Source organism: Undibacterium sp. Ji50W (genome assembly GCF_049340445.1).
GTDB lineage: Bacteria > Pseudomonadota > Gammaproteobacteria > Burkholderiales > Burkholderiaceae_D > Undibacterium.
This window is the reverse complement of the sequence record NZ_JBMPOX010000020.1, coordinates 24,538-50,326: the sequence shown is the minus strand read 5'-3', so window position 1 is coordinate 50,326 and position 25,789 is coordinate 24,538. Positions and strand designations below refer to the sequence as shown.

Below are 25,789 nucleotides of genomic sequence, written 5' to 3'. Positions count from 1 at the left end.
TACGCTAATTTTTGTGTCTGTTGGCATTTTAGTTTGCTTCTGTTCTGGGTGATGCCAGCAATGTGACCCACTCCTCACAAAAAAAAACGCTCAGTCAAATACCGTTGCCTGAGCGTTTGCAATGCGCCTGCATCTTGCTACGAGTTCGTACCACCACGACAGTCCTGCATACTTTTATTCCATATCACCATACTTGAACACCGCCACACCGTGCAAGGCGACAGAGGCAATATTGCCAGCTGCACGGACTACGGAGGTTATTCCATAAACAGTAGCTGCACCAGAGCCCATCATGCTGCGCATATGTTTTATGCCGTCGTCCGTATACATGAACTCGAACAAGAGAGGGCTCAGGCTGATTGCATCGCGGAAAACTAGCAGTTTGTATTCGTTCCTGACGTTGTCGTTTTTTATCCTTGCCAGTTCACTTTCCGTTGATGGACTATAGAGCTCCAGCAGCATGTAGCTCATCAGACCGGCAGAGATGACACCTGCACCACACATCATTGCGAATTCGTTTGTCTTGTACACGATTTCCAGCTCACCAAAAAAGGTATAGGGAACGGGAGGTGTATCCACGCCTTTTTTCCAGACACGAATAGCACTTAAGACAAATTTGACCAAGCCCAACGCCGAAGTGAGGCCAAAGCTGAGGTAAACTACCCATTCGTAGCGTTTTGCAAGCGAACGGTCATCCCCCAAAGTTGCATTCAGACGTGCGTACATGGCTGGCTGTGAGCCAAAGGTAAAGGCGGCTGCGGCAATCATTCCGCATAGGCCTTGAAGTAAACCGACACTCGCAAGAATGGCATTATGGGCTGGTGAGCGTATACCAGTGTTTTTGACAACATCGAAATGCACCGCATCAGATACTGTATTGGCGATTACGACCAGAGAACGCGCCCCGATAAATAAAATTTCCCAGACACGCGGTGTGCCAGGTACATTGTCAGCCGTTAACATGGGAGCGGATGCAGGGTGGTGTTCGTCAGCATCTGCAGTGAGACTTGCCCTTGGTGGCAATCCTGCCGCAGCACGCATTTTTGCTGGCAAGCCTTTGGCGTCACCGGCAAAACTGCGGGCATCCCCTTCAATCAAGGTGACGAAAGCATACAAGGTATTGAAGAACACTCCCAACGCCAGGCACAGCAGGCTGAGGATGGACAAGTCCAGACCCGTAATCCATTTATACAATTCACTGACAAATGGTATGTAGATCGGTGCATCAAGTAATTTGACAAGCGCATCCACGCCATCAGCGATGTTGCCAGTCATATCAGCAAGACGCCCCACCAGAGCTTCCAGTCCCATGTCAGTGCCATTGGTCATGGCATTTTTCAATTGTTTCACCAGATCACCTGGCGAGAGGTCGAGTAGCGACCCCGCAATGCCAGGCAAGGCCTTGATGACACCGAGGAAAGGGTTGCCAGCGTCTGCTGCGGGAGCGACTGTGCCACTAAGCTCAGCACCCGGTAATGGGCTTACCTGACCACTGTTTGATTTTTGCAGCATTGAGTTGGCCTGTACACCATCGCTGCCCTTGATAGCTGGCGAATCCTTGCCGCCAGCATCCCGTGCATTGCTGTTCAGGCTGGATTTTCCAGCAGGTATAGACGTTTCAGGCAAGCCTGCAATCATCCTGGCAATGCGCGTCATACCAGCCTTGTCTTTCAAGGTTTTTTTCTGTACCTCATTGGAAATACGGAAAATGTCCAACAAGATACGCTGCGCATCCAGAATCGCACCCCAGTCAAACAATGCCCGCAAGAAGGCAATCAATTTTTTGATGGCGACCACAAGTTGTTCAAAGAAACCGGCAATGGCATTGAGTGCATCTTCCACCGTTGCCACCACCTTGTTGACGACGTTGACAATGCCGTTGACTACCTTGGTGATGGCGATCCTGACAGTGTCAGCAACGATGACGGCGATGCTCTTGGCACTTTCATAGACATTAACGGCAGCATCCTTGATGCCTGACCACATGTCATCAAAAAAGCCACCCAGCATATGTGGTGCATGTACACTGACAGGTGTTGCTGCGCCCTGTGACAGGGTCATTGCTTCCTGCGTATGCAGGGTACGGTAACTATAGCCATTGGGCCCGCCTGCTTCGATGACGAAGCCCATGGCACCACCCATGGAACGGCGGAAGGCATCCGGGTTGGCCGGGGCCTGGCGCGGGGTACCTGCCACGGTGCGCAACAGAGTCACACGGTCGGTATCTGCACCGGCATCTTCCTGCTGCATGGAATCGATAAGCAATAAGTCAGGATTGCTGGCATGGCCATCGCCCGCTTTCAGCAAGCCAGGTTCTATGCCTTTTTCTGCGGCACGCATGGACATCAGCTTAAGTTGCGCGGGTGATCTGCGCGCCTTCAGCATGGTCTGGTTATTATTGTCGGTACTGGCAGCGGACGACACCTGGCGCACCGCCCGCGAGATATCTCCCGCATGTTCCTTGTGTTCTTCATTGAGCAGGGTTTCTTCGCCACCACCTTCTTTCTTCCAGTTGGTGACACGCGGCTTGGTCATGTCATCACTTTGCATTGTCGACAGCTTTACTTGCGCATCCTGGTCAGGGCTGATGATGATGCGTTCATTGCGGTTCATGAAACCGGCTCGGGCGTATAGCGATGGTGCGGTCAGGTCTTCAGCTTCCATGACGATGGTCATGTCGCCATTGGCTTCACTGTCGACGGTGACCGAGCGTTCAGTATTGACCTGGTATTTCTTACCTGCGACTTCTATCGTTGTTGGTTTGGATGCCCATAGTGTGATGGGTTCGCGCATGCACAAGCCACCATCAGATTCGCGTGAACGCAAGACCACGCGCCAGGTGGAACGGTCTTTCTTGTCGCTGATCTTGTCGCCTGTGGTGTAGTTATAGTCCTGTATCAGTTTGGCTTGTGCGGTCAGCGTTGGTGGCACAGGTTTGGCTAGCACCTGGTTATTAATCAGTACGTTGACGTGAAAGCGCTCGTTGACTGGCATGAACGAAGTCCACAAATCCAGCGAAGGGCCATGGCCTGCTTCTGGCGAAGAGATACTGAGGTTGAGCGTGCCATCACTGCCGGTAACTGCGGAAAATACCCTGGCGATATTACTGGCCCGCAGTACCGGATCAGGCTCAGTACCTGACTTGACACCCAGCACTTCTGTACCATTGATGAAGATGGACGAAGGGTCGTCTGGGCGTCGTTTGATGTACCACATCTCCACCCGTTTGCCTGCCATGCCTGCACCGTCTGCTGCGCAGACCTTGGCCGTCAGCGCATACACAGGCTGATTGCCCTGCATGCGGGCAATGGATGCCGTGCTTGTGATATGTGGGTAAGATGGTTGCGTAAACGGCAGGTCAGTCAGCCACCATGCCGGACATTCAATGCATGGTTCTTGCGCCAATATACCGCTGTGGCCTTGCAGGGCTGAATCATGCACGGACTGGTAATCAAAGTTCCAGTAAGCCAGCAGAGCGGGTTCGTCACCGCGCAGCTTGACCAGCATGCGTGAGGCGATTTCCGGTGCGACCAGATAGGTGTCCCAGATACGTACTTCAGCAATCATGCCGCAGAAGGATTTTTCTGCACGCAAGTCTGCTGCCACGTTTGCTCCAACATAGGCTTTCAGGCCAGCCGGCGCGACCTTTGGTGCCGACGGTTCTGCCAGGTGTACCGTCGGTACAGCCTTGCCATCCACATACAAGATGACCTGGTCAGTCGTTTCATTGGCAGCAGCCGGGCGACGTGATGCTGCAAAGTGATGCCATCTGCCATCCATGATCGTTGTCTGTGCCTTGACGTGTATGCCAGTCCATTTGTCATTTTCTTTGGCGCTTGAAGAATAATGCAACGTGCCATCGGCATCCAGCCACATATTGATGTCGAAATCAGATTCTTCCGTCGCCGCTATGCCAACGATGCCGCCACCCGCACGCGCTGCTGCCTCACCTGTCAGACGCGGCACATTGACCCAGGCTTCCACACAGCTTTCCTGCACGCGCATCAGGTGCAAGGTAGCATCTTTGGTGCTGATGTCGATCACTGCATGCTGGGTACCATTAGCGACAGGATTACCCTGACGGTCAAGATTCAGGCGCAGGGCAGAAATATCGCCAAGTACGACGCTGTGCATGGCACCGTCCAGCTCTGCATCCTTTGCGCTGGTGAGGGTGTCATGGCAGCCTGTGTACACCGTGCCTGCATACACCTGCGGCGTACCAACTGTGCCATTTTGCGCCTTGTACAAACCTATCAGCTTACCGGTCTTGCCATTGATGGCGGCAATCGTGCCGCTGGCTGTGGTGCAAATTACCCGTGCAGCACGATCAAGCACCGGTGTATTGACAGCATTGGATGTGCCTGAAGGCTGGTCAGGCAAGGTGATATCCCAACGCACTGTCAGGGTACTCAGGCTGTAGGCCAGTGCCTTGCCATCTGCCGTGGCGAGTACCAGCAAGTCTTCCGCCAGTGATGCCACCATGCCGTTGATCTTGCTATTGACTCTGGAGGAAGTAGCAAGCGGTGCGGCTGCCAGGTTCGCCGTGTCGAGCTTGACGACAGTATCGTCAAACATGGCAAATACCCAAGAGCCTGCTATGCAATAGGCTTCACTGGTGACGCTGTGTTTGCCTGTTTCAAGACCTGTCACGCAATCAATGAGATGCAGTCTCAGCTCATTGTGTATGCGCGTCAGTACCGTCAATCCACTATTCGTCGCCGTTTTGCAAAATGCCAGTTGTAACGGCGTGCCGGGCAGCTTGATGCTCAGGCCGGTGTCTGCCTGGCGTTCGGCAATCACAACATGAGTATTGCCGGCGCCCGTTGCTGCAGCCACATAGGTTTCATTAACAGCAGGTGCTGGCAGGGCTTCAGCATGTTCATTGTGCAAGCCTGCAAAAGCAGCAAGCTGGGTCTTTTGGCCACTTCTGGCATCGATGCGCACCAGCGAATCATCCTGCGTCAGCAACAAGAAGCTCGCGCCATCTGCTATAGGGTCAGAGATTTTTTCAGCAATATCCATGGCCCATTTGCGTTTGCCATCCTGTGTGCCTACTGCATACAAGACGTTCTCGGTAGGGAAAGCCAGAATGCCATTGCTGGACAGGGCCGACGAACCCGTCACCTGCGTTTGCCCGCGTGCACCCCAGGTATTGGCATACGGCCATTGCTTGGACGATTCGCGTAACAGGTAAGGGAAGGCATTACGGTCCATGCTCAGATCAGTGCGTCTAGATGCATGGGTAATGAATTGCGATTTGACACGGTGCTGGGCAGCAGCATTGTAGGGCTCAATTGCAGCCTTGTCAGTGGCTTGAACTTCATCCAGACGCCACAGGCCCAGTAGTTGCGGCTCTGTGCCTTTCAGGGCCGTGCTGCGGTTGCTTTCTATCAGGCTGGCTTCCATCGCGCAATTCCACAGGCGCACTTCGCGTATCAGGCCATTGAAGAAGGATTCTGCCTCATTCCCTTTTTTGGACACCAGCGCACCTATCGTCAGCGCAGTATTACCTCCTATCGCCAGCCTCGCTGCTCCCGGCGTTTCGGGCAGGCGCACTTCCTGCGGTACGCCATCAAGGATGATGAGGTAAGTATCATTGCGCCTCACCAGGGCGATATGATGCCAGTTGCCATCTGCTGCAGACGATGCGTTGCTGCGCCCTGCGCTCTGGCGTTTGCCATCGGCAGAAAATATCGCCACCCTGATTTGCCCGTTGGGCGTGAGGTTGAGCCTGAAGCCATTTGCATTGGGGTCATCAGTAGTAGGGTAGGCCGAGATAATGTCACCACCCTGGCTACTGCGCACCCAGGCTTCTACTGTGAAATTACGCTCACCAAAATCAAATTGTGTGCCATCAGGGCGGATATTGATACGCGACTGCAAGCCATCAAAATAAGCTGCGGTCTGGTTGGCATAAGGTCGCGCCGCAATGCCACCGAGATCATCCGCCAGGAACAGCGTGCCATTGGTGATGACGGCAGGTTGTGCACTAGCCAGATTGGGCAGGGAATAAGCCATGCCGGCCGCTCTGCCGTTTTCTACATAAAAGCGTGCAAGCTGTTTGCCACCATCAATCTTGACATACACTACACCATCAATGATACGCGGACCGCTGGGGTCTTTGACTTTGCTGCGCCACTTGATCTTGCCATCGGCCAGTGCAAAGCAAATCAAGTCGCCAATAGAGTTGGTGGCGATCGCCACGCCAGCGGCAAGATTGGCCGGGTCAGTCTCACTGGTCTGCAATAATTGTCCGGTACCTTCTTGCGGTGGGCGTGCGGCTTTCAGGTTGACCACTTTTGATGCAGTCCTGACCTTGGCGGGTATGTCAATGACAGGTGTGTTCCAGTTGACGTTGCCTTCTTCACCGGGGCTAATCTTGTACAGCTCTGTGCCTTTTTCAATACAAATGCCATGCAGATCGCGCCCGGCAACCAGCACTACTTTTTCTGCGGCGCATGGCGCAATAACGGCACTGAGCTTGTCTTGCGCATGGGTATAGGTCCAGCGGGTGTCGCCTGAGCGCAAATTCACGCCCAGTAATTTGCCCGCAGCGACAAAGAATACCGCCTCACTGCCATAGCAGGCAGGCCCGGCGCTACCCTTCGCCACTTCTACAGGTTCAAATGCCTTGGCACCGGTAGCGGCAAAATAACCCGCCACCCGGGACGCGCCTTTTTTTGAATCCAGATACATGGCCATGACAATGCCCTTGTCAGCCACCAGTGAGCTGGTGCGGCCCAGTTTGGGCGATGTCCAGTTCGTCAGTTTGGCACCATTTGCCAGGCTCAACGCCGTCAGGTAATCACCGTCCATCAGGTACACCGCGCCATCACATGCGGTGACGCGCGGATCGGTGCCGGTGGGCTGGCGCATTTCATACACCCATCTGGAATCACTCGCTGCTGACACCGGCACTTGCTTGCCGTTATGAATATCAACTGCATACACCACCTTGCCCACTACGCCGATGAGCTTGTCACCCGCAGCCAGCAGGGGTGATGTCAGCGGCCCATACACTGACGGACAAGTCCAGGTCGTCGCCAGAATTTCTGCTCCCAATGCGTCTAATAATTTGTTCATGATACCCTCGTATATTGATCAATAGATAGAACAGGTGCACAGACGGCAGGCCGTCACCAAAGACTAGCCTGCCCGTGCAAGGATTATGTAACGACAGACTTACGGACGATTGGTCTGCACGTCCACAGAGATTGCTATTTCGGCGATCGTGCCATCTTCCAGTTTGACTGTGCTGACACTGTGCTGGTAGACAGGTTTGTCGTCGAAGTGGATGCCGCCACCTGGTTTGGGGAAAGACACAGGAAACAGAACATCACCATGCGATCTCGGAAGCAGGTTCTCGTAGGTGCCAGCTACCAGTGTCACTATGCTGTTCTTTTTTGTTTTGTCGATGTAAGCAATGCCATCCCAGTCGGTATCAAAGCTGGCCGTACCACCGGGGTTGAAACTCATTGTCAGGCGGGTTGAACGCACAGGTTCTGGCCCAGTGACCTCGGTACGTGGGTTAAAACCTATACCGGTTTTTTTCATACACACTGTGACACGCACTTTGACGTAATCTGCCTTCAGCGCCATGTACGCCAATGCGGCCTTGGCGAGAGGCTGCATCTTGCTGAATTCTTCATTCAGCGCAAATGTAGCCACAAAATCCACTGCACTGGCTGCTGCGCGTAAGGAAGGCAAAGCCGTTGCCGCCAGAAAGCTGCCCTTGGTAAGCTGACCCAGTTGCTGGCGCAAATTGCTGATGGCATAACCGGGTTCCCTGCCATTTGGCAAGGGTGCCGCTTCTGCCTGCAGGCTGGCAGGACGGCTGGACCTGACCACGCAATGCATTCTTGGTCCGGCAATCACCGGGGCATGACGTATCCACGCTATGCTAAAGCTGGGGCTGCCATTCCAGGCGCCTATCGTGCCCCGGTCAAGCTCAACCGCTGGCGGCGGATAACTCGGGTTTTTTGCAGGCTCTGGACAATCGATTGTATTGGCAAGCAAGATGCGGAAACCCAAAGCACCATCACCAGGCTTGAGTACATCTGTCTCCACCACCAAGGGGTAATCATCATTGCCTGCGCCAGTATAGGCAAAGCTTGCATGCACAGCATTGGCATTCTGGCGCAGGTTCCAACGGTCACGCTTTTTGACTGCCGCACCATAAGCATGCAAGCGTGATGCCGTGCTGGTGGTCAGCAATACCAGCTCAGTTTTTGGTTCTACCTGATAAGCAGTCCAGCCACCCGCTGGTGCTTCCACGGTTTGCACCAGCGATTGCGTGGGGTTGATATCCGTCACAAAAAAATCTGCACCCAAAATACCACCACCCATCAATACCTTGCCATGACAGCTCAAAGGCAGCACCTTGTCACGCACAGGTTTACCCTTGCCTTGCCAACCAGGCAGTGCATCCAGGTTGGGCGTCAAACCATCCAGCACACTGATATCGCCGTCTTGCGTCACATAGTAAAGGCGGCAACCATAATTGCCAGAAGACAGCAGAGGCTCGGCAATGGCCAGTGCGGCACGCAAAGGCAGGCTGGCATCACGCATGACGGGCGACACCACCCCCAGCTTGTCATCCATCGCGTATACCGTTCCATTGAGCCCCAGCGTAAATACCTGGCTGCCACTGGAGCCAGACGCCTGTTGCACACGTACTACCGGGGCAGAGTACACAATCTTCGCAACCTTGCTGGCAGTCTGCTGCAACTCAAGCTGCGCAGTTTCCATCACTTGCGCCGCGTCCTTGCTGTCAACACGCAAAAGCTTGCGCACTTCGACCGCCAGTTCTTTAGAGTCTGCGGTGCTTTGCTGATCCAGGTCAGCCAGCGACGCCGCCAGCACCCGCTTGTTGCGCGCCTGCATTAATTGCATGTACAAGCCCTGGTCTTCTTCAGAATAATCATAGAATTCATCTGGCGGTTCATGCGCACCCGCTTCTGCATCATTAATACTCCAGCTTTGGCCAGTAGACAGATTCTGTGCCGCAAAGCATTGCAGCTTCACCAGAAACCAGGCACTGAGAACCGGCCCATCCTGTATGTACAACACAGAATCACTGACACAAAACCCCGCAATACCTTGCCCCATGCGCGTAGGAAATGTCTTCAGCGCGCTGGACATATCGTTCACCGAAAACAGCCCCACAGCCTGCGGCCCCCCGGCGACCAACACCGCACCTCCCTTAGCAGTAACAGGGGCAAACATCTTCTCCCCGGGAAAAGCGCATTCAGCATCAAATTGAAGCGGTCCAAATTTCGGGGTCAGCACAGTTACCATCAATGTCTCCGTAAGCAGGAATAGGAAGGGAAGCAAATCAGATTGAGAGCAAAGGTCTCAAAAAAGCAGATTTACAATTAGCTATTATGATAGATGGAATTGCTATAAAATTGCTAGATATAGCATTGCTACAGGAGGGAAAGCATGTCGCTCAAACGTGCTACATGCACCGAACCCAATCCGCCGTACAATCATGTTTCGTGTAATTGAAACCGTCCATGCCCACTTCTCCTGAAGCACTCCTCATCCATGTCGCTATCGTCGAGGACGATCCCGACTTTGGCGATGCCTTAAGCCAGGTGATTCAAGCCGCGCCGGATATGCACCTGACAGGGCTGGCCGACAGCCGAGCGCAAGGAATGACTATGTTGCTAGATCCACCGGCAGATGTGCTACTGGTCGACTTGGGCTTGCCTGACGGTTCTGGCATTGACGTCATCAGGGCGGCCGTATTGTTGTGGCCCAGTTGCAGTGTTATGGTCAGCACCAATTTCGGTGATGAAAGCAATGTCATGCGCTCGATCGAAGCCGGAGCGGTCGGTTATTTGCTCAAAGACAGTTCGCCGGGCAGAATGATCGATGAGATCCGCAGCCTTGCCAGCGGCGGCAGTCCGATCAGTCCGATCATCGCACGCCAGGTACTGGCACGCTTCCGAAAAAAAAACCCCAGCAGCCCCAACAGCGCCGGTAATGTGGATGCGCTGGAAAAGACCGCAGACCCGGTGGCCGTCTTGTCAACCCGCGAAAAAGAAGTGTTGGACTTCATCACCAAGGGTTTTACGATGCATGAAATCGCTAAGCTGATGCAGTTGTCCCATTTCACGGTACGCACTTTCGTGCGGCGCATCTACAGTAAGCTCAAGGTTACCTCGAAGACAGAGGCTATTTATGAAGCCAGGATGCTGGGGCTATTGTCCGGTTAAACCGATCAGGCTGTGTTCGACTGTCTTACCTGTTTTGCGTATCAAGTCTTTGAGCTTTACCATATAAATGCCGCATGAGATACCGCCCTGCACCCCTATTACTCAATACGATGTTGGTCGTTTCCGTAGTCTTGCTATTTGCCACGAGTCTCTTGTCTCTGAGCGCCGACGGCGTACAGCCTCCTGCAGCAAGCATGCATCTGACTCAGGCTGACTGGCAGGTGGCGGATGCGCCCGGTTTCAGTGCACCGCCACGCACGCTGGACAGCAAGGACTTGGCGGATACATGGAGACATGTCGTACTGCCCCTGGCATTGCCTATTGCTTTGCTGCGTCAAGCCAGTACGGACTCAACCATCAATGCTACCCGTACCACCTGGATCAAGCTGTCTGTGCTCGGCATACCGGTTTCTTCCGACCCTTTGGCGCTGTATGGCATCCGCGTCAAAACGGATGGCACCATCGCGGTGTATGTCAACGGTCAACTGGTTCACCGTGCGCAGGAACAAGGTCCGTTGTGGAACAGTACCCGTACCCCGTTGTGGGTTGTACTGAAAAAAAATACAGACAGCGCACCATTGAGCGAGATTTTGATTCGACTGGAACACTCCCAGAAAACCCAAATAGCCTTGTCTTCTCTTTGGCTTGGACCAGTTGGCGAGCTGAGGGGACGCTACCAAGTACGCCAATGGTTACAACAAGAATTGCCTGAAATGCTCAGTGCGGCGTTTCTGGCTGTGGGGTTTTTTGCACTGTTTGTGTGGCTCAAGCGCCGCCATGAAACAGACTATCTGCTTTTTTTCAACCTGGCCGTCACCTCATTCTTTCGACACCTGCATTACTACGTGAACTTGCCGATCGCCAATGACTGGTTCGCCTGGCTGACAGTCAATTCACTGCTGTGGCTGATCACCGTGGTCCATTTTTTTCTTTGTCGCTTACACGGCCGTGCGCTCACATGGTTCACCCGCTCTCTGGTCGGAATGACCGGCCTGATTGGTGTGCTGACACTGCCTGCGCTGGCAGTATTGCCAAATACCCCCAAAGTCACACCGTTGATTTATATCATTGCGGCGCTGATGGGCGCGACAGTTGGCCTGGTGGGAGGCGTCAACGCCTGGCGTCGTTCCAACGAAGGAATGCTGGTGGCCGTTGGCGTTGGCTTATTCACCTTGCTGGGCATGTCTGACTGGATGCTTCAAAATAACATCGTCAGCCCGGAAGGCTGGTATATGGGCGCTTACGCCAATGCCATCAGTTTCATCATTTTCGGTTCCCTTATATCTCGGCGCTACATCAATGCAATTAGTGAGGTGGAGCAAGTCAACGCAAACTTGGCGCAGCGCCTGCAAGTACGGGAAGCAGAACTTGAGATCATTCATCAGCACTTGCGCGAGGCCGCATTGCTACAAACGATCAGCGATGAACGCCAGCGCCTGATGCAGGATATGCATGACGGTCTCGGTTCTTCCCTGATCAGCGCGATTCGCTCTGTTGAACGCGGCGGCGTGAGCGAGCTGAAAGTGTCGCAAATTCTAAAGGATTGCCTGGACGACTTGAAGCTGACTATTGATTCGATGGAACCGGTCGAAGCCGATTTGCTGCTACTGCTGGCCACGTTACGCTTCCGGCTGGGCCCACGTCTTGAGAGCACTGGCATTGCGTTGTTGTGGGAGGTGCAGGATTTGCCCGCGTTGGCCTGGCTGGAACCGTCCAGTGCACTGCATATTCTGCGCATCGTTCAGGAAGGCATCGCCAACATTTTGCGCCATACTCATGCCACTGAAATCCGGGTCGGCACTACCTTGGCAACGGATGGCGTGCAGGTGACGATAACAGACAACGGTCAGGGCTTCGATGTGGGTAAAGCATTGAATACTACCGCAGGACGTGGACTACATAACCAGCAACGCCGCGCGCTGGCCGTCGATGGAAGAGTGGCCTGGCAGTCGGGTCCAACTGGAACGTGTTTCAGGCTATGGCTGCCGTTGGAGCGTAAGACACACTTAGGGCTGCGCTGATAACCGGTGTACGGCGATAAAAGGCATTGATTCTCTCCAAAGTGCCGCAAGCCAAAGACTTTACCAATCAGCGCATCCGCAAGTCAGGGGAGATTGACGAGCCTGAACGCGGCAAGAACCACAATAAATCGAAGATCCGTGCGCGAGTTGAGCACGTCTTTGCAGTCGTCAAGCGCCTTTGGGGATTTAACAAGGTTGCGGTACCGTGGTTTGACCAAGAATGCCACACGCACATTTACTGCACTGGCCTTGGCCAATATTTATTTATCGCGTCGGCATTTGATGGCACAGGTGCGCCCTTAGTGGGCACAAAGTAGCAAAAAACCCCATCAATGGCTTGATGGGGTCCAGAAAAATAGCTTGCACGATGTTTTTATTAATTGAATCTGCTACCCGAAGTCTCGTGCGCTGAAAATCGATGCTTATTCAGCGTAGCCTTAAAGCGTAATTAACTACGCAATTTATTGCACGATCAGCGACACATCATCAATCAGGAAAGACGTGATAGTCGTACTATCTTCGACACCAACAAAATACACACGTATGGTCTGGCCTTTAAAGCTGCTCAAATCAAAGGTCTTGTTGACATAGCTTGTGCCCTTATTCAGATTCGAATACGTTGCCAGCGTTGCCAATACCGTGCCACTGCTGTTCTGGATTTGCAGCTTGAGGGTATCGTAAGCCTGGGTGGTCGTGGTTTCATCCGAGCTGACCCGTAACCAGAAACTCAGGCTGGCCGATGTGGCTGCAGAGGGGATGGTCACTTGCTGATACATGGTATCAGTATGGGTGCTGCCATAACCGTTGAGCCAGGCCTTGTAGCTGCCAGTACGCGAAGCTTCCGTGGTGTCGCTGTTGATGACGCTGGAACTGGTCGTCCAGGAACTGGCACCACTCTCGAACCCACCATTGGCAATCAACTGCGTGGATGTGGTGGTATTGCTGACAGAAAAACTCACCGCCGATGAAGTACCGATATTATTGGCAGCATCATAGGCTTTGGCTGTCAGGCTGTGGGTACCATTCGACAGCGTGGTCGAATTCAAGGTGCTTGAATACGGCGATGCGGTACTGGTTGACACCAGTGAACCATCCACATAAAACTCTACCTTGGCAACGCCAACATTATCCGTTGCCGTGGCAGACAAGGTAATGTTGCCACTGCTGCCGCTTTCACTGACTGACACCGTAGGTGGAGTCGTGTCAGTAGTCGGATTATTGATGGTGAAGCTGACCGCTGATGAGGTACCTACATTGTTGGCCGCGTCATAGGCTTTGGCGACCAGGCTGTGGCTGGCATTGGTCAGGCTGGTGGAGTTCAGCGTCATACTGTAAGGCGAGCTGGTAACTGTGCCTTTGAGTGTACTGTCCACATAAAACTCTACCTTGCTGACCCCCACATTATCTGTCGCGCTAGCGGACAAAGTGATGGTGCCGCTGCTGCCGGATTCACCTGCACTGACCGTAGGTGGAGTGGTATCACTACTGCTGTTGGACTGCGTTACCCAGACTGGTGCAGACCACAAGATTTTACCGTCATCCTGGGTAATTTTTGCATAGTAAAAATGCTCGCCCACAGTCGGAGTGGTCGTGGTGGTGGCGGTGCTGGACAATTGCGTCACCGTTCCATTGCGGCCAGGTACACCTTCATAGATAGCCACGGTGGACACTGTACGACCACTGGTGCTGGCAAAATTACTGACCAGTGTCAATGCGCCACTGTTGGTAAAACGTTCGCCCATCAGATGGCCGTTGGCAGTCAGGACAATTTGCGAAGTCTTGTCCATGGTGGCAAAGACACGGCGTGCTTTCAACGCATCAAGGAAATTAGCAGTATTCAAGGCAGCGCCAGTCGGCAACAATACGCCGTTACGGTTGGTATAAGACGCCCCCCAGTTGGCACAATGGTTATCCTGGTCTGTGGTAAAGGCGACGTGGTAACCGGCTTCCAGTGCTTTGTTGCAGGCACCTTCATAGGTACTTCGGCTGGTTTCTGTTTCTGTGGTATTGGTTGAGAAGGCTGACGAATTCAATATTTCACAGGCAACCATGGCCTGGTCACCATCGGCGGTATAACCCAGTGCGGTTCCATTGACAATAAATTGTCCACTACTCGATGGATGATTGAACTGCCCTATCCAGCCACGCTGACGCATCAGTGTGTACAGGCCAGCATAATCATTTTTTGTCGTGAGCGTGTCGGCGATCAACTGGTTGCTGCTATTGTATTCCCAACCCAGCAATTCATTGGAGTTGAAAATATTCATGTGTCCACCGTTGGTGATGACACCCCATTCCATGCCGTAAATCCCCAGGAAACCGGCATGACCGGAATTAAAGCTGATGGCTGCGGCAAGCCCGGATTGATACAGGTTTTTAGCCGTAACCGGATTGGCGGATGCATTGGTGCTGTCAGAACCGTCGTACATATGGTTATGTTCAGACGTCATCAAAAAATCCAGGCCCTTGTTCAATGCATACTGATACGCATCGGTCGGACCATACGCTCCAGATTGCGGATTTTGTGCGCCAACACAGGTTGTCAGCTCACCACCGCCATCACTGTGATTGGTCTGACTGTGCAGGTTGCCGTAATACACGGTGTAAGGCAAAGATCCGGTCGCCGCAACCGGCGGTGGTGCAGCGCCGGCAACCGCCTGGCGGTTTACTGTCTTGCTGGAGGTAGACAGTGTTTTGCTGGCTTTGGTCGGCAAGGCGGCAAAGCTTGGCATTTTAGGTGCGATCACGCTACCTACTTGCAGCGGCCAGCTTTGAGTGATGATTTCAGTATCATGCTTGGCCAAAGCGCGCTCTACCAGGGTAGCGACATCCGCTGCCGGTGCTGCCTGCAGCACTGCGGCATCGGTCGCCTTGGCAGTCAGCCTGACCTGGTAGACGCCATCTTTCAGGGCTTCACCCTGGGGGCCACGACCACTCCAGAACATCTGTGTCGTCACGGTTTTCTTGAAGAGTTTTTCTACGCCATACCAGTGATCAATCACACGCCCATTGGCCCCCAGCAATTCTACCCGCCAGGTGATGGCCTGCTCTTTGGCGACATACGGATATTCGAATTCCATTGTGAAATAACGGGATTCGGCACCAGCTTTGGCATCAGAACGATATGGCACGTGCAGACTGGCATCAAATTCATGATGATCCGGAATAGATGCGTAGACAGCATCCATCCCCGTAAAACCGACTGCAAAAACCAGACTTAATTGTAGCGCCAGCAGTTTTAGCCTGCTGTTTTTTTGTTGCCCTTGCATAAAAAATTCCCCCTGAATGATTAATATTTGACATTCGATTATGTGGCTGTCTCACACACATCTTCATTCAGATGGAATCGCCAAAACAGAGGGCAAACAAACCATTTCACGCACGTGTTCCGGGTAGAAACACGTTTGCTCTCTCGCTTCTTTTATTCCAGCCTTGTTCAGATATCTGTAAGCAGCCATTCTTGTACGACTCTACCTATTCTTCTTACCACGATGCTGTTTGCAGCTTTCCAGAAACGAGATTTAACGACAGTTCAACTAAGCAATCGTTTGCGCAAACGATTACTAGATTAACATTGGCACATGTCAATTTTGTGACCTTTTTTCACTTTTTTTTACAAATGTGTAAAAAAACTACTTTTGCCATATTTTTCGAACTGCTTTGGGGCATTTTCACCAAACATTCTCAGGCCGCACAAAAATAGACAGAGGATAATTTTGTGGGTTTGATAATTTTGTTTGAAATAAAAGTATTGCTCGTGTGGATTTTGAGAAAAATCCGCAATTTCAGGCGCGCAGTGCAGCCTGATGCTGTTTTAGCCAATTTATTTGTTCTTCAGTGTCAGGGACACGGACCCTGCGCGCTTTGCTTACCATTGAAAGAGCTTCAGCCACATCCTCGCCGTGCCGCATCAAAACAGCAGCAGCCAGCAATCCAGTTCTACCTATACCAGCACGACAATGAATAACTGTATTGTCACCATTGACGATGGACGAATGCAGATGCACCACAAGCTTTTGTGTAGCGGACAATGAAGATGGCACACCTCTATCCTTGATCGGAAAGTGCAGGAAATCGACTTGATTTTCGGCACATAAAGCAGGTGCAGCTTGCAAACCCAATTCACGAATTTCATGATTTTCAAGAAGAGACACTAGACGACATATCCCGAATTGCGCAATTCCGCGAAACTCATCTTCTATCCACTCACCAGCAATAGGTTTGGCCATTACAGCCAGAAAACCTTTACCAAGTTTGCTTACTTTATAAATGTCGGAATACATAAGTAGGAATCATTTCATCAATATGAAAACGAGTACATAAGCTTATCTGATTTCAAAATAGCTTACATCTGCGAGTTGTCGTTTTTCAGCATAAAGAATTTACAGAACCTTTTTAATAGCCAGGCTGGCGCGTTACTACATCATCGAAAAAACTGTCTATATCATCGAAGTTGCTACAGACAAAACACAAGAAGACTCACCCAAAATTGCGGCCATCATGAATTCCTTCTATGTGAACTAGCTGATATCATATAGCCAGTACAAAAGTCTTCTCCACCTGGGCGTACTACGATTTACTCCAGGCGCGAGAGCGTAAAATTGAAAACGGTGAGATTCGAACTCACGGCCCCCGACAGCGATGCTGTATGTAGACAGGTGCATTCAACCACTCTGCCACGCTTCCAAAATTCTGTATGTGTATTGTGTGGGCGCATAAACCAATTTGTAAGATACGCTGCGTGTAGCGTTCGCTGTCTTATGCAAATCGATATGCAAAAAACGGTGCGCACGGCGCACCCTACTCCGGTACAACTGGTGCGCGCGGAGGGGATCGAACCCTCATGCCCATTGGGCTCTGATTTTTAAGACCAGTGTGTATACCCTTCCACCACACGCGCATTTAAGCTCTTCACGTACATGCATTTTTCGTCATGCAGGTGTCTAACCATCTGGCGGAAACGGTGAGACTCGAACTCACGGGACCCGAAGGCCCTACTGTCTTCCAGACAGCTGCAATGGCCGCTCTGCCACGTTTCCGTATTTATTTCGATCTGCTGCAGGGTGCGCCACGCATACCGTTCGCTGTCTCAGGCAAATCGACAAGCACAACACATCCGATGCGCGTGGCGCATTACCCTACTACGATAATTGGTGCGCGCAGAGGGACTTGAACCCTCAATCCTTTCGGCACTGGTTTCTAAGACCAGCGTGTATGCCAATTCCACCACACGCGCATTCAAAATTTTTCACTCTCGTATCCGGTGGTAGGGTGCGCCGCGCGCACCGCTCACGGTTTTATGCAAATCGATATACACAGAAAACCCGATACGCACGGTGCCCCCTACTATGTGATAACTGGTGCGCGCAGAGGGATTCGAACCCTCACATTTTTCAATAGCAGCTTTTGAAGCCGTCGTGTCTTCCAATTCCACCACACGCGCATAAATCTCATTCACATCAAACTGCTTTGGGGTGACCACTCGGAATCGAACCGAGATAAGCGGATTCACAGTCCACGACTTTCACCGTTAAGTTATGGCCACCCCAAAGCAGGCTGAGGCGTTTATCTTTGTTTCACTTGCTACCTGCAATAGCATGCATGCAGCACCTGCGACGACATGACACGAACATCAAACTGGAAGGGGATCAAGGAATCGAACCTTGGAATGTCTGGTTCAAAACCAGATGCCGTCACCGCTTGGCTAATCCCCTATTAAACTGGTCGGAGTGCGAGGATTCGAACCTCGGACCTTCTGCTCCCAAAGCAGTTGCGCTACCAGGCTGCGCCACACTCCGTAAAACATCTGCTTACCACCACACGCTGGCAAGCACTAAAAATCAAGCTGTATAAAAACCAAAAAGCCCGGTGCGTTGATCGCATCCGGGCTTATCGCAACAGATATGGTGCACGCTAACTGGTGCGGGATATCTGTGGGGTTTCCCCCCGGATGTTGAGGTGCAGGCAAGCGCCCAGATGATGCAAGGGCAAAGCTGGCTGCGCGCCTTGTTGCGCTAACTGCAGAGGCAGATTGGCGGGCGAAGGATGGGACGAGAGCGGGAACAGATTGAGAACCGCGTCGCCAGCCTGTGCCAGACCCTGCGCATTAGCGCACAAGCCCTGGTTCAGTTGTTGGAGTCGCGTGGTTTTCACAATCTATCCTTTTCTCTATTTGCTCGTTTAAGTGGGTGCTGCTGTATTCGATGAAGCTATCTTGCCACATGTTTTTAAATAAAACAAGCATGGCATGACGAATTTATTCAATTTAATGCGATATTTTTGCAACATACGCATATTCCTGTTGGGGATCAAGCTAGCGGCAAGCATGCAGACATCAAGTTAAAAAGCGTTTTAATTAAAATTTATGCTAGACTAATTAACATCTTAATTCACCTTGAATGCCAGCTTAAATACCAACTTACATGCCAGCACCATGCGTTTGCCATGCAAGGTATTGCACCCTGTATTGCTGTGTACCTGTGATGAAGCGGTGAATAGGCAGGATTGGTGCTGCTTACCTTGGGAAATGGCAGTGCTATCAAGGCCAACCTATGCTCCCCCATCACCTCATCTTCACCCGACACGTCATCCCGATTTGCTTCTTCACTCTCCACTGCCAAGGAAAAAACCATGCCACCGATCACCGAAAACAGTAGCAGCCCCTCTTCCCCCACCTGGCAAAACTGGAGCCAGAATCTGTTTTACCAGGGGGATAATTATTACTACACACCGCGCACCCGGGCTGATTTGCTAGCCATCATCAACAACGCTGCCACGCAAAACAAGCAGGTGCGTGTATCCGGTCAACGCCATTCGCAAACCCCACTGGTGGCCAGCAGCGAATCACCGGCCAGCAATTTTGTCATCGTCGATATGTCCTGCTATGCCGATCTGGGCGAAGACGGCAACCAGCGCATGCAACTCAGTAGCGATGGCAAAAGTGTGAGCGTCAATACCGGTGTGCGTGAAGATGAACTCGACGCATTCCTGACGCAAAACAAACTGATGCTGGAAACCGTGACAGCCGGCGGCTTTTTCAGCCTGGGCGGGATGACCGCTGTAGACGTGCATGGCGCAACCGTGCAGGCACCCATCTTTGCCGAAACCGTGACGGCCTTTGCCATCATGGGTCCCAGCGGCGCGGTCAAAGTGATTGACAGCGGCACTGCCAAGGCCGGTGCATGGTCGCCACTGCAATTTGCGCGTGTGTCCCTCGGTGCGCTGGGGGTGGTCACTGCGGTGACCATCCGTGTCTTGCCACGTCCTTATGCGAATAGCCTGACATCGGGCATCAGTGACCATGTGTGGGAAAGTGCATCTGATTTCGGTACCGGCATGGCTGCCCTGCTGGCATCCAAAACCAGGGTGGAAACATTTTTCAACCCGTATGCCTTCACCGGCACCAGCAACTTCATGGCCGCATGGTGGAATGTGGACAGCGGATCAGGTGCCGCGCCCACACCCGTACCGGTACCAGATGCCTGCCAACTGGCGCTGAAAGATGAATTCGGCGCGCCCTATTTACGTTTCGGCGAACATCTGGCCGAAGAAGCGGCCATCTTTGCCCAGGATTTCAGTATGCCGCTTGTTGCTACCGGCCCGGCGGCACTGATTACCTCTACCGCGATATCGGTCATCAGGAGCGAGGTCAAGACAGCAGGTAAAAACAATTCTGACCTGTGGCTGGGTGAAGCTGCCAGGGTTATTTTTATGTCTTACTTTATCGAACTACCTGACCTGGGAGCCAGCAGCCTGTCCAAGGTTTGGACGGCATTGCAATCGGTGAGCAGCAAGGTCAACAAAAGTGCCAACTTCCACATCGCTGCACCGATGGAATTTCGCTTCATCAAGGGCGGCGATACCGCGCTGGCTGGCACGTATACAACATCTGCAAACTCCTGGTTCGTCAACCTTGACCTGATCGCTTTTGTGGCCGTAAACAGCAGTAAGAATGGTCTCGATTATCCGGCAAAAATGCTGAGCTTTTTTGCTGAAGTAGAAAGCGAATGGATAGCCATGGGCGGCTGGCCGCACAATGGCAAAATGTACGGCTTCTATGACCCGGCAGTCGGCCCTGCGGCACCTACGGCCCCGTTCAACCCGGCCTTCCTTGGGCAGTTGCGTGACCGTCGCCAGGAAAGAGTACTGGCCTTCGAGACATACCGTCAAAGCTGTGACCCGACAGGGATGTTCAGCAATCCCTATGTGGCAAGGCTGCTTGGTGAATAAGGAATGACCGGCCTGCTGTGATTGCACTTTGCCGGTCATTCCAACTTAAAAAGCGCTCATTACAGAGATACGGAGACACAGAGGTGTCACAGAGAAAGCAGTCAAATTTTAAAAGCAGTTAAATTTTATGGCTGGCCTCTGTATGAAACAAGCTCTGCTTATTTCACGCCATCCTTCAGCATCAGCTTCTTGATCATCCCCACAGGGGCGCTGCCATAGCTGAGGAATTGTTCGTGGAATTGCTTGAGTTTGAACTTGTCGCCCTGCTGTTTTTTCAACTGTTCACGGAACTCCAGGATTTCGCTGTAGCCGCTAAAGTAACTGGCCAGTTGCACCGACGTGTATTGCACCCTCAGCCATTTACCATCGGCTTCTGCCTTGGTCTGGAAAGCCTGGTTCATCAGGAAATCTTTGGCCTCGGCCTCTGTCATGCCCAGCACATGCACCTGGTAATCGAGGATGGTATTGCAGACGGCGCGCAAATTCCATTTGTAATACATGAGCCACATTTCTGGCGTATTGCCGCCATAGCCAGATTCCAGCATCATGCGTTCGCTGTACACGGCCCAGCCTTCCACCATGGCACCGTTGCCGAACAGGGTCTTGATCACCGACGGTGACTGATTCGCATGTTGCAGTTGGGTGTAATGGCCTGGAATGGCTTCATGGATATTCAATATCTGTAAAACCCAATAATTGTGTTCACGCAAGATACCTTCGACCTGCTCCGGGCTTTGTCCGTCAAAAGGCGTGACATTGTAATAGGTCTTGTCATTGGGCCTGAAGATACCGGGTGCTTCTATCGATGCCAGGCTGACACCGCGCTGGTACACTGGCGTCTCGCGCACGATCAGGGGCTTTTTGGCATCCAGGCTAACCAGGTCATGCTCACGTATCCATTTTTCCAGTTGCGGCAACTGGCTGCGGATTTCAGTGAACAGGTCTTTGCCTGCCACATGTTTTTCAGACAGCTTGTCGATCACCATGGCAATCTTGCGGACACGGTCGGCAGGCTTGGCTTGCGTGCCCATGGTTTTATCCCATAGCTGATCCGCCAGTTTTTCCATATTCAGATGCGCTTCGTCCCGGAACTTCAGTGCGCGCTGATAAGTCTGTTCTGCCGTCAGTGAAGACTGGATGTCAGCAACAAATTTGCCTTCATATAAATCCTTGCCTATGCGGAAAGAGCGTGCGGTGGCGGGGTCCAGTGTTTTTTCCAGCGACTCCAGAAACTGTACATAATCATTGACGGCAGCACGCGCATTTTTTAAACCTTCATCCAGAGCGGCTTTGTCCTTGCCGGCCAGCTTTTCCTGGGTGGCCGTTTTTTCCAGTTCTGCCAGCACAGCGATGGCACCGGCACTTTGCTTGATCGCCAGGCGGGTATGTTCTGGGGTGGGGTTCTTGATACTGGCTTTGGCAGCAGCGTAATAGGCAGGCACGGCTTGCAGACGCTGTATGGCCACCTGTACCCGTTTGGCTGTGGGCGCAAAATCGGTATTCAGTATGGCATCAAAACCGCCGGCAATATTGTGCTGGGTAGGATTCCATTCAAATTCGCGGAATTGCGTCAGATACCAGCGCGTGCCATTCAGGTAATTGCGTATCAGCGCCAGATCAGTCTGCTCATTGGCAGACAAGCTTTCTGCATCGACCTTGCCGATTTGCGCCAGCCAGTTATCGGCAAAAGCCACATAGGCATCGCGGGTAGCCTGATTGGGCAATACCAGTTTATTTGCATCCTGATAGCGACCTGCCGCCATTGCCATATCCGGGTCTTGTTGCCACAAGGCGCTCAGGAAGGAAGCCTTGATACGGGCAACCCCCTGATCCGCTTTTTTGCTAACAGTTACCGGGGCAGCCGTGGCCGACATACTGCCAGGTGCAGCCATTACCAGTGAAGACAGCAAAGTGGCAATCAGAACAGAACGCAATGGCATGGGCATAATGAGTATCTCGCAGGCTTAATATATTAAGAAATATGAGGTTAACACAAGATGGCAGCCATCATCTGTATTTTTTATTGTCTCCAGATAAAGAAAGCATGCCTGCAACACCTCGCCCATCAGCGTCAACGTTCATTGAAGGGGCTTTCTTTGTTACACTCCAGCCTTGGCCGAGCGTTAGTGTGGCAAACCCGCAGCATCACAAAAAGAAAAACATGAACACCCCCACCCCACTTCTGCAATTGCACTGGACAGAAAACGACGAAGCACGCTCATGCCGCTGGCATTCAGAAAGCGGTGCACCGGCCCCCAAGCGTGTGCAGATTGCCGATGACCGCATGAATGTAGAAGCTGCCTACAAACTGGCTTGCGAAGGCACGGCCTTGCTGTGGCGTGGCGACTACCACAATGGCAAGCAACTGTTGCAGGCGCTGGCTCGCCGCATCGATAAAAAACCGGCCAGGGCCAGCAAGAAAGCCAAAGTACCTGAATCCGCGAAAGAAGCATTCAACCTGCATCGCCAGGCACAATCGCAGCGCGCCCGTGTGCTGGCCATGGTATTGATTCCCTTTGAAGCCGATTACCGTATCACCCTGCGCCGCGCACCGGATGTAACGCAAGCCTGTCAGGAAGTATATGGCGAACCGACGACCGCCTTTGTCGCATCCCTGCGAGAATTACTGGGCCTGATAGGCGCCCATGAATGGCGCAAGAATGGTGTGGAGATCGCTGCGCTGGGCGCAAAAATCCACCCTTACTATGGCGTCTTTTCGCCAGTACGTGGTGAATACATAGACTTGCTGGCCAAGGCCCCATTGCCATCGACCGACCTGGCTTTTGATATCGGTGTGGGCACGGGTGTACTGTCAGCCTTGCTGGCAAAGCGCGGCGTCAAACAGATCGTGGCAACCGACCAGGACCAGCGCGCCCTCGCCTGCGCCCGTGAAAACATAGACAGGCTGGGCATGTCCGGCCAGATAGAATTGATGCAGGCAGACCTGTTTCCACCTGGTCGCGCGCCATTGGTGGTCTGTAACCCGCCATGGCTGCCGGCCCGCCCCAACTCGCCGATAGAATATGCCGTGTATGACCCTGACAGCCGTATGCTGCGCGGCTTTCTGGCTGGCGTGGCAGAACATCTGGAGCCGCAGGGCGAAGCCTGGCTGATCATGTCCGATTTTGCCGAACACCTGGGCCTGCGCGGCACTACCGATTTGCAGAGCTGGATAGACGCTGGCGGCCTGACTGTCGTCGGCAAGATGGATATCAAGCCACGCCATCCCAAATCCACGGATGAAAACGATCCCTTGCATGCAGCGCGCGTGAAGGAAGTTACATCATTGTGGTGCTTGAAATTAAAATAGTTAGGACTTACGCAAAACCGCCCCAGCTGCGTTGCAGCTCCTTGCCGTACTATTCGTACTGTCTTCGTCGCTGACGCCTTGCTGGGACAATTTTGCGCAAGTCCTAATAATAACGGTACTTTTTGGTCCGTGACTCTCCGCTCACGGCCTATATGAATTTATTAATTGTTTAGAAAATTCGCATCATGATCAACAAACCCGCCCGCATCCTGACCTTTAAATGCAAAAACTGCAGTAAATCCGTCCAGGTCTTCCTGCAAAAAGTCTCTGCCTGCTCACATATCCAACCCTACCAGGGCATTTGCAACTGCGGCGAAATCATGAAACACGCGACTGGCAATAAAGAAGCTGTGCAGTCTTATCTGAGCTCCAATGATGTCTTGTGGTCACATCATCATTAATTTGATGTATCAATGACCGTCCAATATCTGCGCATAAATCCGAACGCTGATCTGCCAGAACTGGCACCGTCACCTCCGTTTAAAGTGATAGTCCTTGCCGATCATGTGGTAACACCAGAATGGCAGGATAAGGTCAGCAATCACCTCGTCGATGCAGGTTGTTTGTATATGATGGCCTGGGGCGTTGATTGCAGCAGTTGGGATGATGCATTCGATATGGTAAATGTCATGAAATTTATTGACCAAGGCATTCCTGAAGACAAATTCTTGATGACAACCTGGCACGACGATGAAACCATAGAAGAAGTCTTTCATTTTTGCAAATTTTCAGCCCAACATCCCACGGTTGAATTAGATCGTGTCTTGATTTTTCATATTTCACAACAAGATGCATCTGGAGACTTGATTAGCAGATATGAGATGGCTGGTTAACACGCCTGCCTGCTCTTATCACATAACAATATGAGCCAATACCGGGTGATTTAATTGCATTATATTCATTAAATTGCCTTTTCTGATTAATAGCCTGCTGAAACGATTTATAATCTAAGGCTTTGCAGCAGTTTTCTGGAAACAATGAAGGTATTTCGCGGACTTCCAAATGCAGCCTCCCGTGCACCCTGTGCGCTGGCGATAGGCAATTTTGATGGCGTGCATCTGGGCCACCAGACTTTGCTTGCCCGTTTGCGGGATGCGGCCACACGTCTGGGCATAGAAGCTGCCGTGATGACATTTGAACCACATCCGCGCGCATTCTTTGCCCAGATGCTGGGTGACATCTCGAAAGCACCTACCCGTATCGCCAATTTGCGCGACAACATGGCTTCGCTGCAGGCAGCGGGTGTGGACAGGGTGATCGTTGAACATTTCAATGCCCATTTCGCCGCATTGTCGCCGCAAGACTTCATCGAAAAAGTATTGGTCGATGGCCTGCACGTCAAATGGGTCATGGTCGGTGAAGATTTTCGCTTTGGTGCCAAACGCGCCGGTGATATCGCTACCCTGACTGAAGCCGGACAACGCTTTGGCTTTACCGTGGAAACCCTGCCTTCGGTACAAAACAAGGGCGTGCGCATTTCTTCATCAGCAGTGCGCCTGGCCCTGGCGAATGGCGATTTTGATGAGGCCGAAGCCTTGCTCGGTCACCCTTACCGTATTTCTGGCCATGTGGTACATGGCCAAAAGCTGGGGCGCAGCCTTGGTTTCCCTACGCTGAACCTGCGTATCGCCCATCACCGCCCGGCCCTGAATGGCATCTTTATCGTGCAGGTCCATGGTTTGTCTGACCAGCCTTTGCCTGCCGTGGCCAGCCTGGGTGTGCGCCCTACGGTTGATGACAGCGGCCGCGTGCTGCTGGAAACCCATGTATTTGATTACAGCGGTCACGCTTACGGCAAAGTCGTGCAGATAGAATTTTTGAAAAAACTGCGCGACGAAGAAAAATACATAGACTTGCCGACCCTGACTGCAGCCATCAACAAGGATGCAGATCAGGCACGCGCCTATTTTGCCGACAGCCACCGCCCTGCCCGCTCTGCCACTGACCGAATTTGAAGCTCACCTTGTTGTACTTTTACTGTACTTGTTTGTGACTTCATCCCGATTTTA

General features: G+C 52.3%; 13 protein-coding genes, 8 tRNA genes and 1 pseudogene. 8 read left to right on the top strand and 14 right to left on the bottom strand.

Annotated features, from left to right (window positions below):
- Nucleotides 1-174 precede the first annotated feature (174 nt).
- Nucleotides 175-7,083, bottom strand: coding sequence for a LamG-like jellyroll fold domain-containing protein (locus ACO0K9_RS22070; protein WP_422988442.1), 6,909 nt, complete (start codon nucleotides 7,081-7,083; stop codon nucleotides 175-177).
- Nucleotides 7,084-7,182: 99 nt separating this feature from the next.
- The gene (locus ACO0K9_RS22065; protein ID WP_422988440.1) at nucleotides 7,183-9,225 is read right to left on the bottom strand and encodes a hypothetical protein; all 2,043 of its coding nucleotides are present in this window, start codon (nucleotides 9,223-9,225) and stop codon (nucleotides 7,183-7,185) included.
- A gap of 278 nt (nucleotides 9,226-9,503) precedes the next feature.
- Between ACO0K9_RS22065 and ACO0K9_RS22060 the strand changes: the two genes are divergently transcribed.
- From ACO0K9_RS22060 to ACO0K9_RS22050, 3 genes and pseudogenes are all read left to right on the top strand, one after another.
- The gene (locus tag ACO0K9_RS22060; RefSeq protein WP_422988438.1) at nucleotides 9,504-10,220 is read left to right on the top strand and encodes a response regulator; all 717 of its coding nucleotides are present in this window, start codon (nucleotides 9,504-9,506) and stop codon (nucleotides 10,218-10,220) included.
- Nucleotides 10,221-10,294: 74 nt separating this feature from the next.
- Nucleotides 10,295-12,241, top strand: a complete 1,947-nt coding sequence (locus ACO0K9_RS22055; protein ID WP_422988436.1) for an ATP-binding protein — start codon at nucleotides 10,295-10,297, stop codon at nucleotides 12,239-12,241.
- 20 nt (nucleotides 12,242-12,261) lie between these two features.
- Nucleotides 12,262-12,544: pseudogene (locus ACO0K9_RS22050) on the top strand (transposase); the annotation flags it as partial.
- A gap of 158 nt (nucleotides 12,545-12,702) precedes the next feature.
- On the opposite strand, the gene ACO0K9_RS22045 reads toward ACO0K9_RS22050, so the two are convergent.
- The 11 genes from ACO0K9_RS22045 to ACO0K9_RS21995 form a co-directional block, all read right to left on the bottom strand.
- The gene (locus ACO0K9_RS22045) at nucleotides 12,703-15,510 is read right to left on the bottom strand and encodes an Ig-like domain-containing protein (RefSeq protein WP_422988434.1); all 2,808 of its coding nucleotides are present in this window, start codon (nucleotides 15,508-15,510) and stop codon (nucleotides 12,703-12,705) included.
- Nucleotides 15,511-16,026: 516 nt separating this feature from the next.
- Nucleotides 16,027-16,524, bottom strand: coding sequence for a protein-tyrosine phosphatase family protein (locus tag ACO0K9_RS22040; protein ID WP_422988432.1), 498 nt, complete (start codon nucleotides 16,522-16,524; stop codon nucleotides 16,027-16,029).
- Nucleotides 16,525-16,843: 319 nt separating this feature from the next.
- Nucleotides 16,844-16,927: transfer RNA gene (locus tag ACO0K9_RS22035), tRNA-OTHER, on the bottom strand.
- 129 nt (nucleotides 16,928-17,056) lie between these two features.
- A tRNA-Leu gene (locus ACO0K9_RS22030) sits at nucleotides 17,057-17,141 on the bottom strand.
- Nucleotides 17,142-17,193: 52 nt separating this feature from the next.
- A tRNA-Ser gene (locus ACO0K9_RS22025) sits at nucleotides 17,194-17,280 on the bottom strand.
- A 112-nt stretch (nucleotides 17,281-17,392) separates the two neighbouring features.
- Nucleotides 17,393-17,477: transfer RNA gene (locus ACO0K9_RS22020), tRNA-Leu, on the bottom strand.
- Between the two features lie 122 nt (nucleotides 17,478-17,599).
- Nucleotides 17,600-17,684 (bottom strand) — tRNA-Leu (locus tag ACO0K9_RS22015).
- A gap of 27 nt (nucleotides 17,685-17,711) precedes the next feature.
- Nucleotides 17,712-17,786, bottom strand: a tRNA-His gene (locus ACO0K9_RS22010).
- A 93-nt stretch (nucleotides 17,787-17,879) separates the two neighbouring features.
- Nucleotides 17,880-17,955: transfer RNA gene (locus ACO0K9_RS22005), tRNA-Gln, on the bottom strand.
- 7 nt (nucleotides 17,956-17,962) lie between these two features.
- Nucleotides 17,963-18,039 (bottom strand) — tRNA-Pro (locus ACO0K9_RS22000).
- Nucleotides 18,040-18,154: 115 nt separating this feature from the next.
- Nucleotides 18,155-18,394 (bottom strand): hypothetical protein, encoded by a 240-nt coding sequence (locus ACO0K9_RS21995; protein ID WP_422988430.1) that lies wholly within the window; start codon nucleotides 18,392-18,394, stop codon nucleotides 18,155-18,157.
- Nucleotides 18,395-18,871: 477 nt separating this feature from the next.
- Here ACO0K9_RS21995 and ACO0K9_RS21990 point away from each other — a divergent pair, with 477 nt between their 5' ends.
- Entirely contained in the window at nucleotides 18,872-20,470 is a 1,599-nt protein-coding gene (locus ACO0K9_RS21990) for a D-arabinono-1,4-lactone oxidase (protein WP_422988428.1), read from the top strand.
- Between the two features lie 158 nt (nucleotides 20,471-20,628).
- On the opposite strand, the gene ACO0K9_RS21985 is transcribed toward ACO0K9_RS21990, so the two are convergent.
- Entirely contained in the window at nucleotides 20,629-22,416 is a 1,788-nt protein-coding gene (locus ACO0K9_RS21985) for a DUF885 domain-containing protein (protein WP_422988426.1), read from the bottom strand.
- Between the two features lie 215 nt (nucleotides 22,417-22,631).
- Here ACO0K9_RS21985 and ACO0K9_RS21980 point away from each other — a divergent pair, with 215 nt between their 5' ends.
- The 4 genes from ACO0K9_RS21980 to ACO0K9_RS21965 all read left to right on the top strand — a co-directional run bounded on the left by ACO0K9_RS21980 (nucleotide 22,632) and on the right by ACO0K9_RS21965 (nucleotide 25,735).
- Nucleotides 22,632-23,780, top strand: coding sequence for a methyltransferase (locus ACO0K9_RS21980; RefSeq protein ID WP_422988424.1), 1,149 nt, complete (start codon nucleotides 22,632-22,634; stop codon nucleotides 23,778-23,780).
- Between the two features lie 185 nt (nucleotides 23,781-23,965).
- Nucleotides 23,966-24,181 (top strand): hypothetical protein, encoded by a 216-nt coding sequence (locus tag ACO0K9_RS21975; RefSeq protein ID WP_110257360.1) that lies wholly within the window; start codon nucleotides 23,966-23,968, stop codon nucleotides 24,179-24,181.
- Nucleotides 24,182-24,193: 12 nt separating this feature from the next.
- Nucleotides 24,194-24,613 (top strand): DUF7684 family protein, encoded by a 420-nt coding sequence (locus ACO0K9_RS21970; RefSeq protein ID WP_422988422.1) that lies wholly within the window; start codon nucleotides 24,194-24,196, stop codon nucleotides 24,611-24,613.
- Nucleotides 24,614-24,757: 144 nt separating this feature from the next.
- Nucleotides 24,758-25,735 carry a bifunctional riboflavin kinase/FAD synthetase gene (locus ACO0K9_RS21965; RefSeq protein WP_422988420.1) on the top strand — a complete coding sequence of 326 codons (978 nt, stop codon included), beginning with the start codon at nucleotides 24,758-24,760 and terminating at the stop codon, nucleotides 25,733-25,735.
- Nucleotides 25,736-25,789 lie beyond the last annotated feature (54 nt).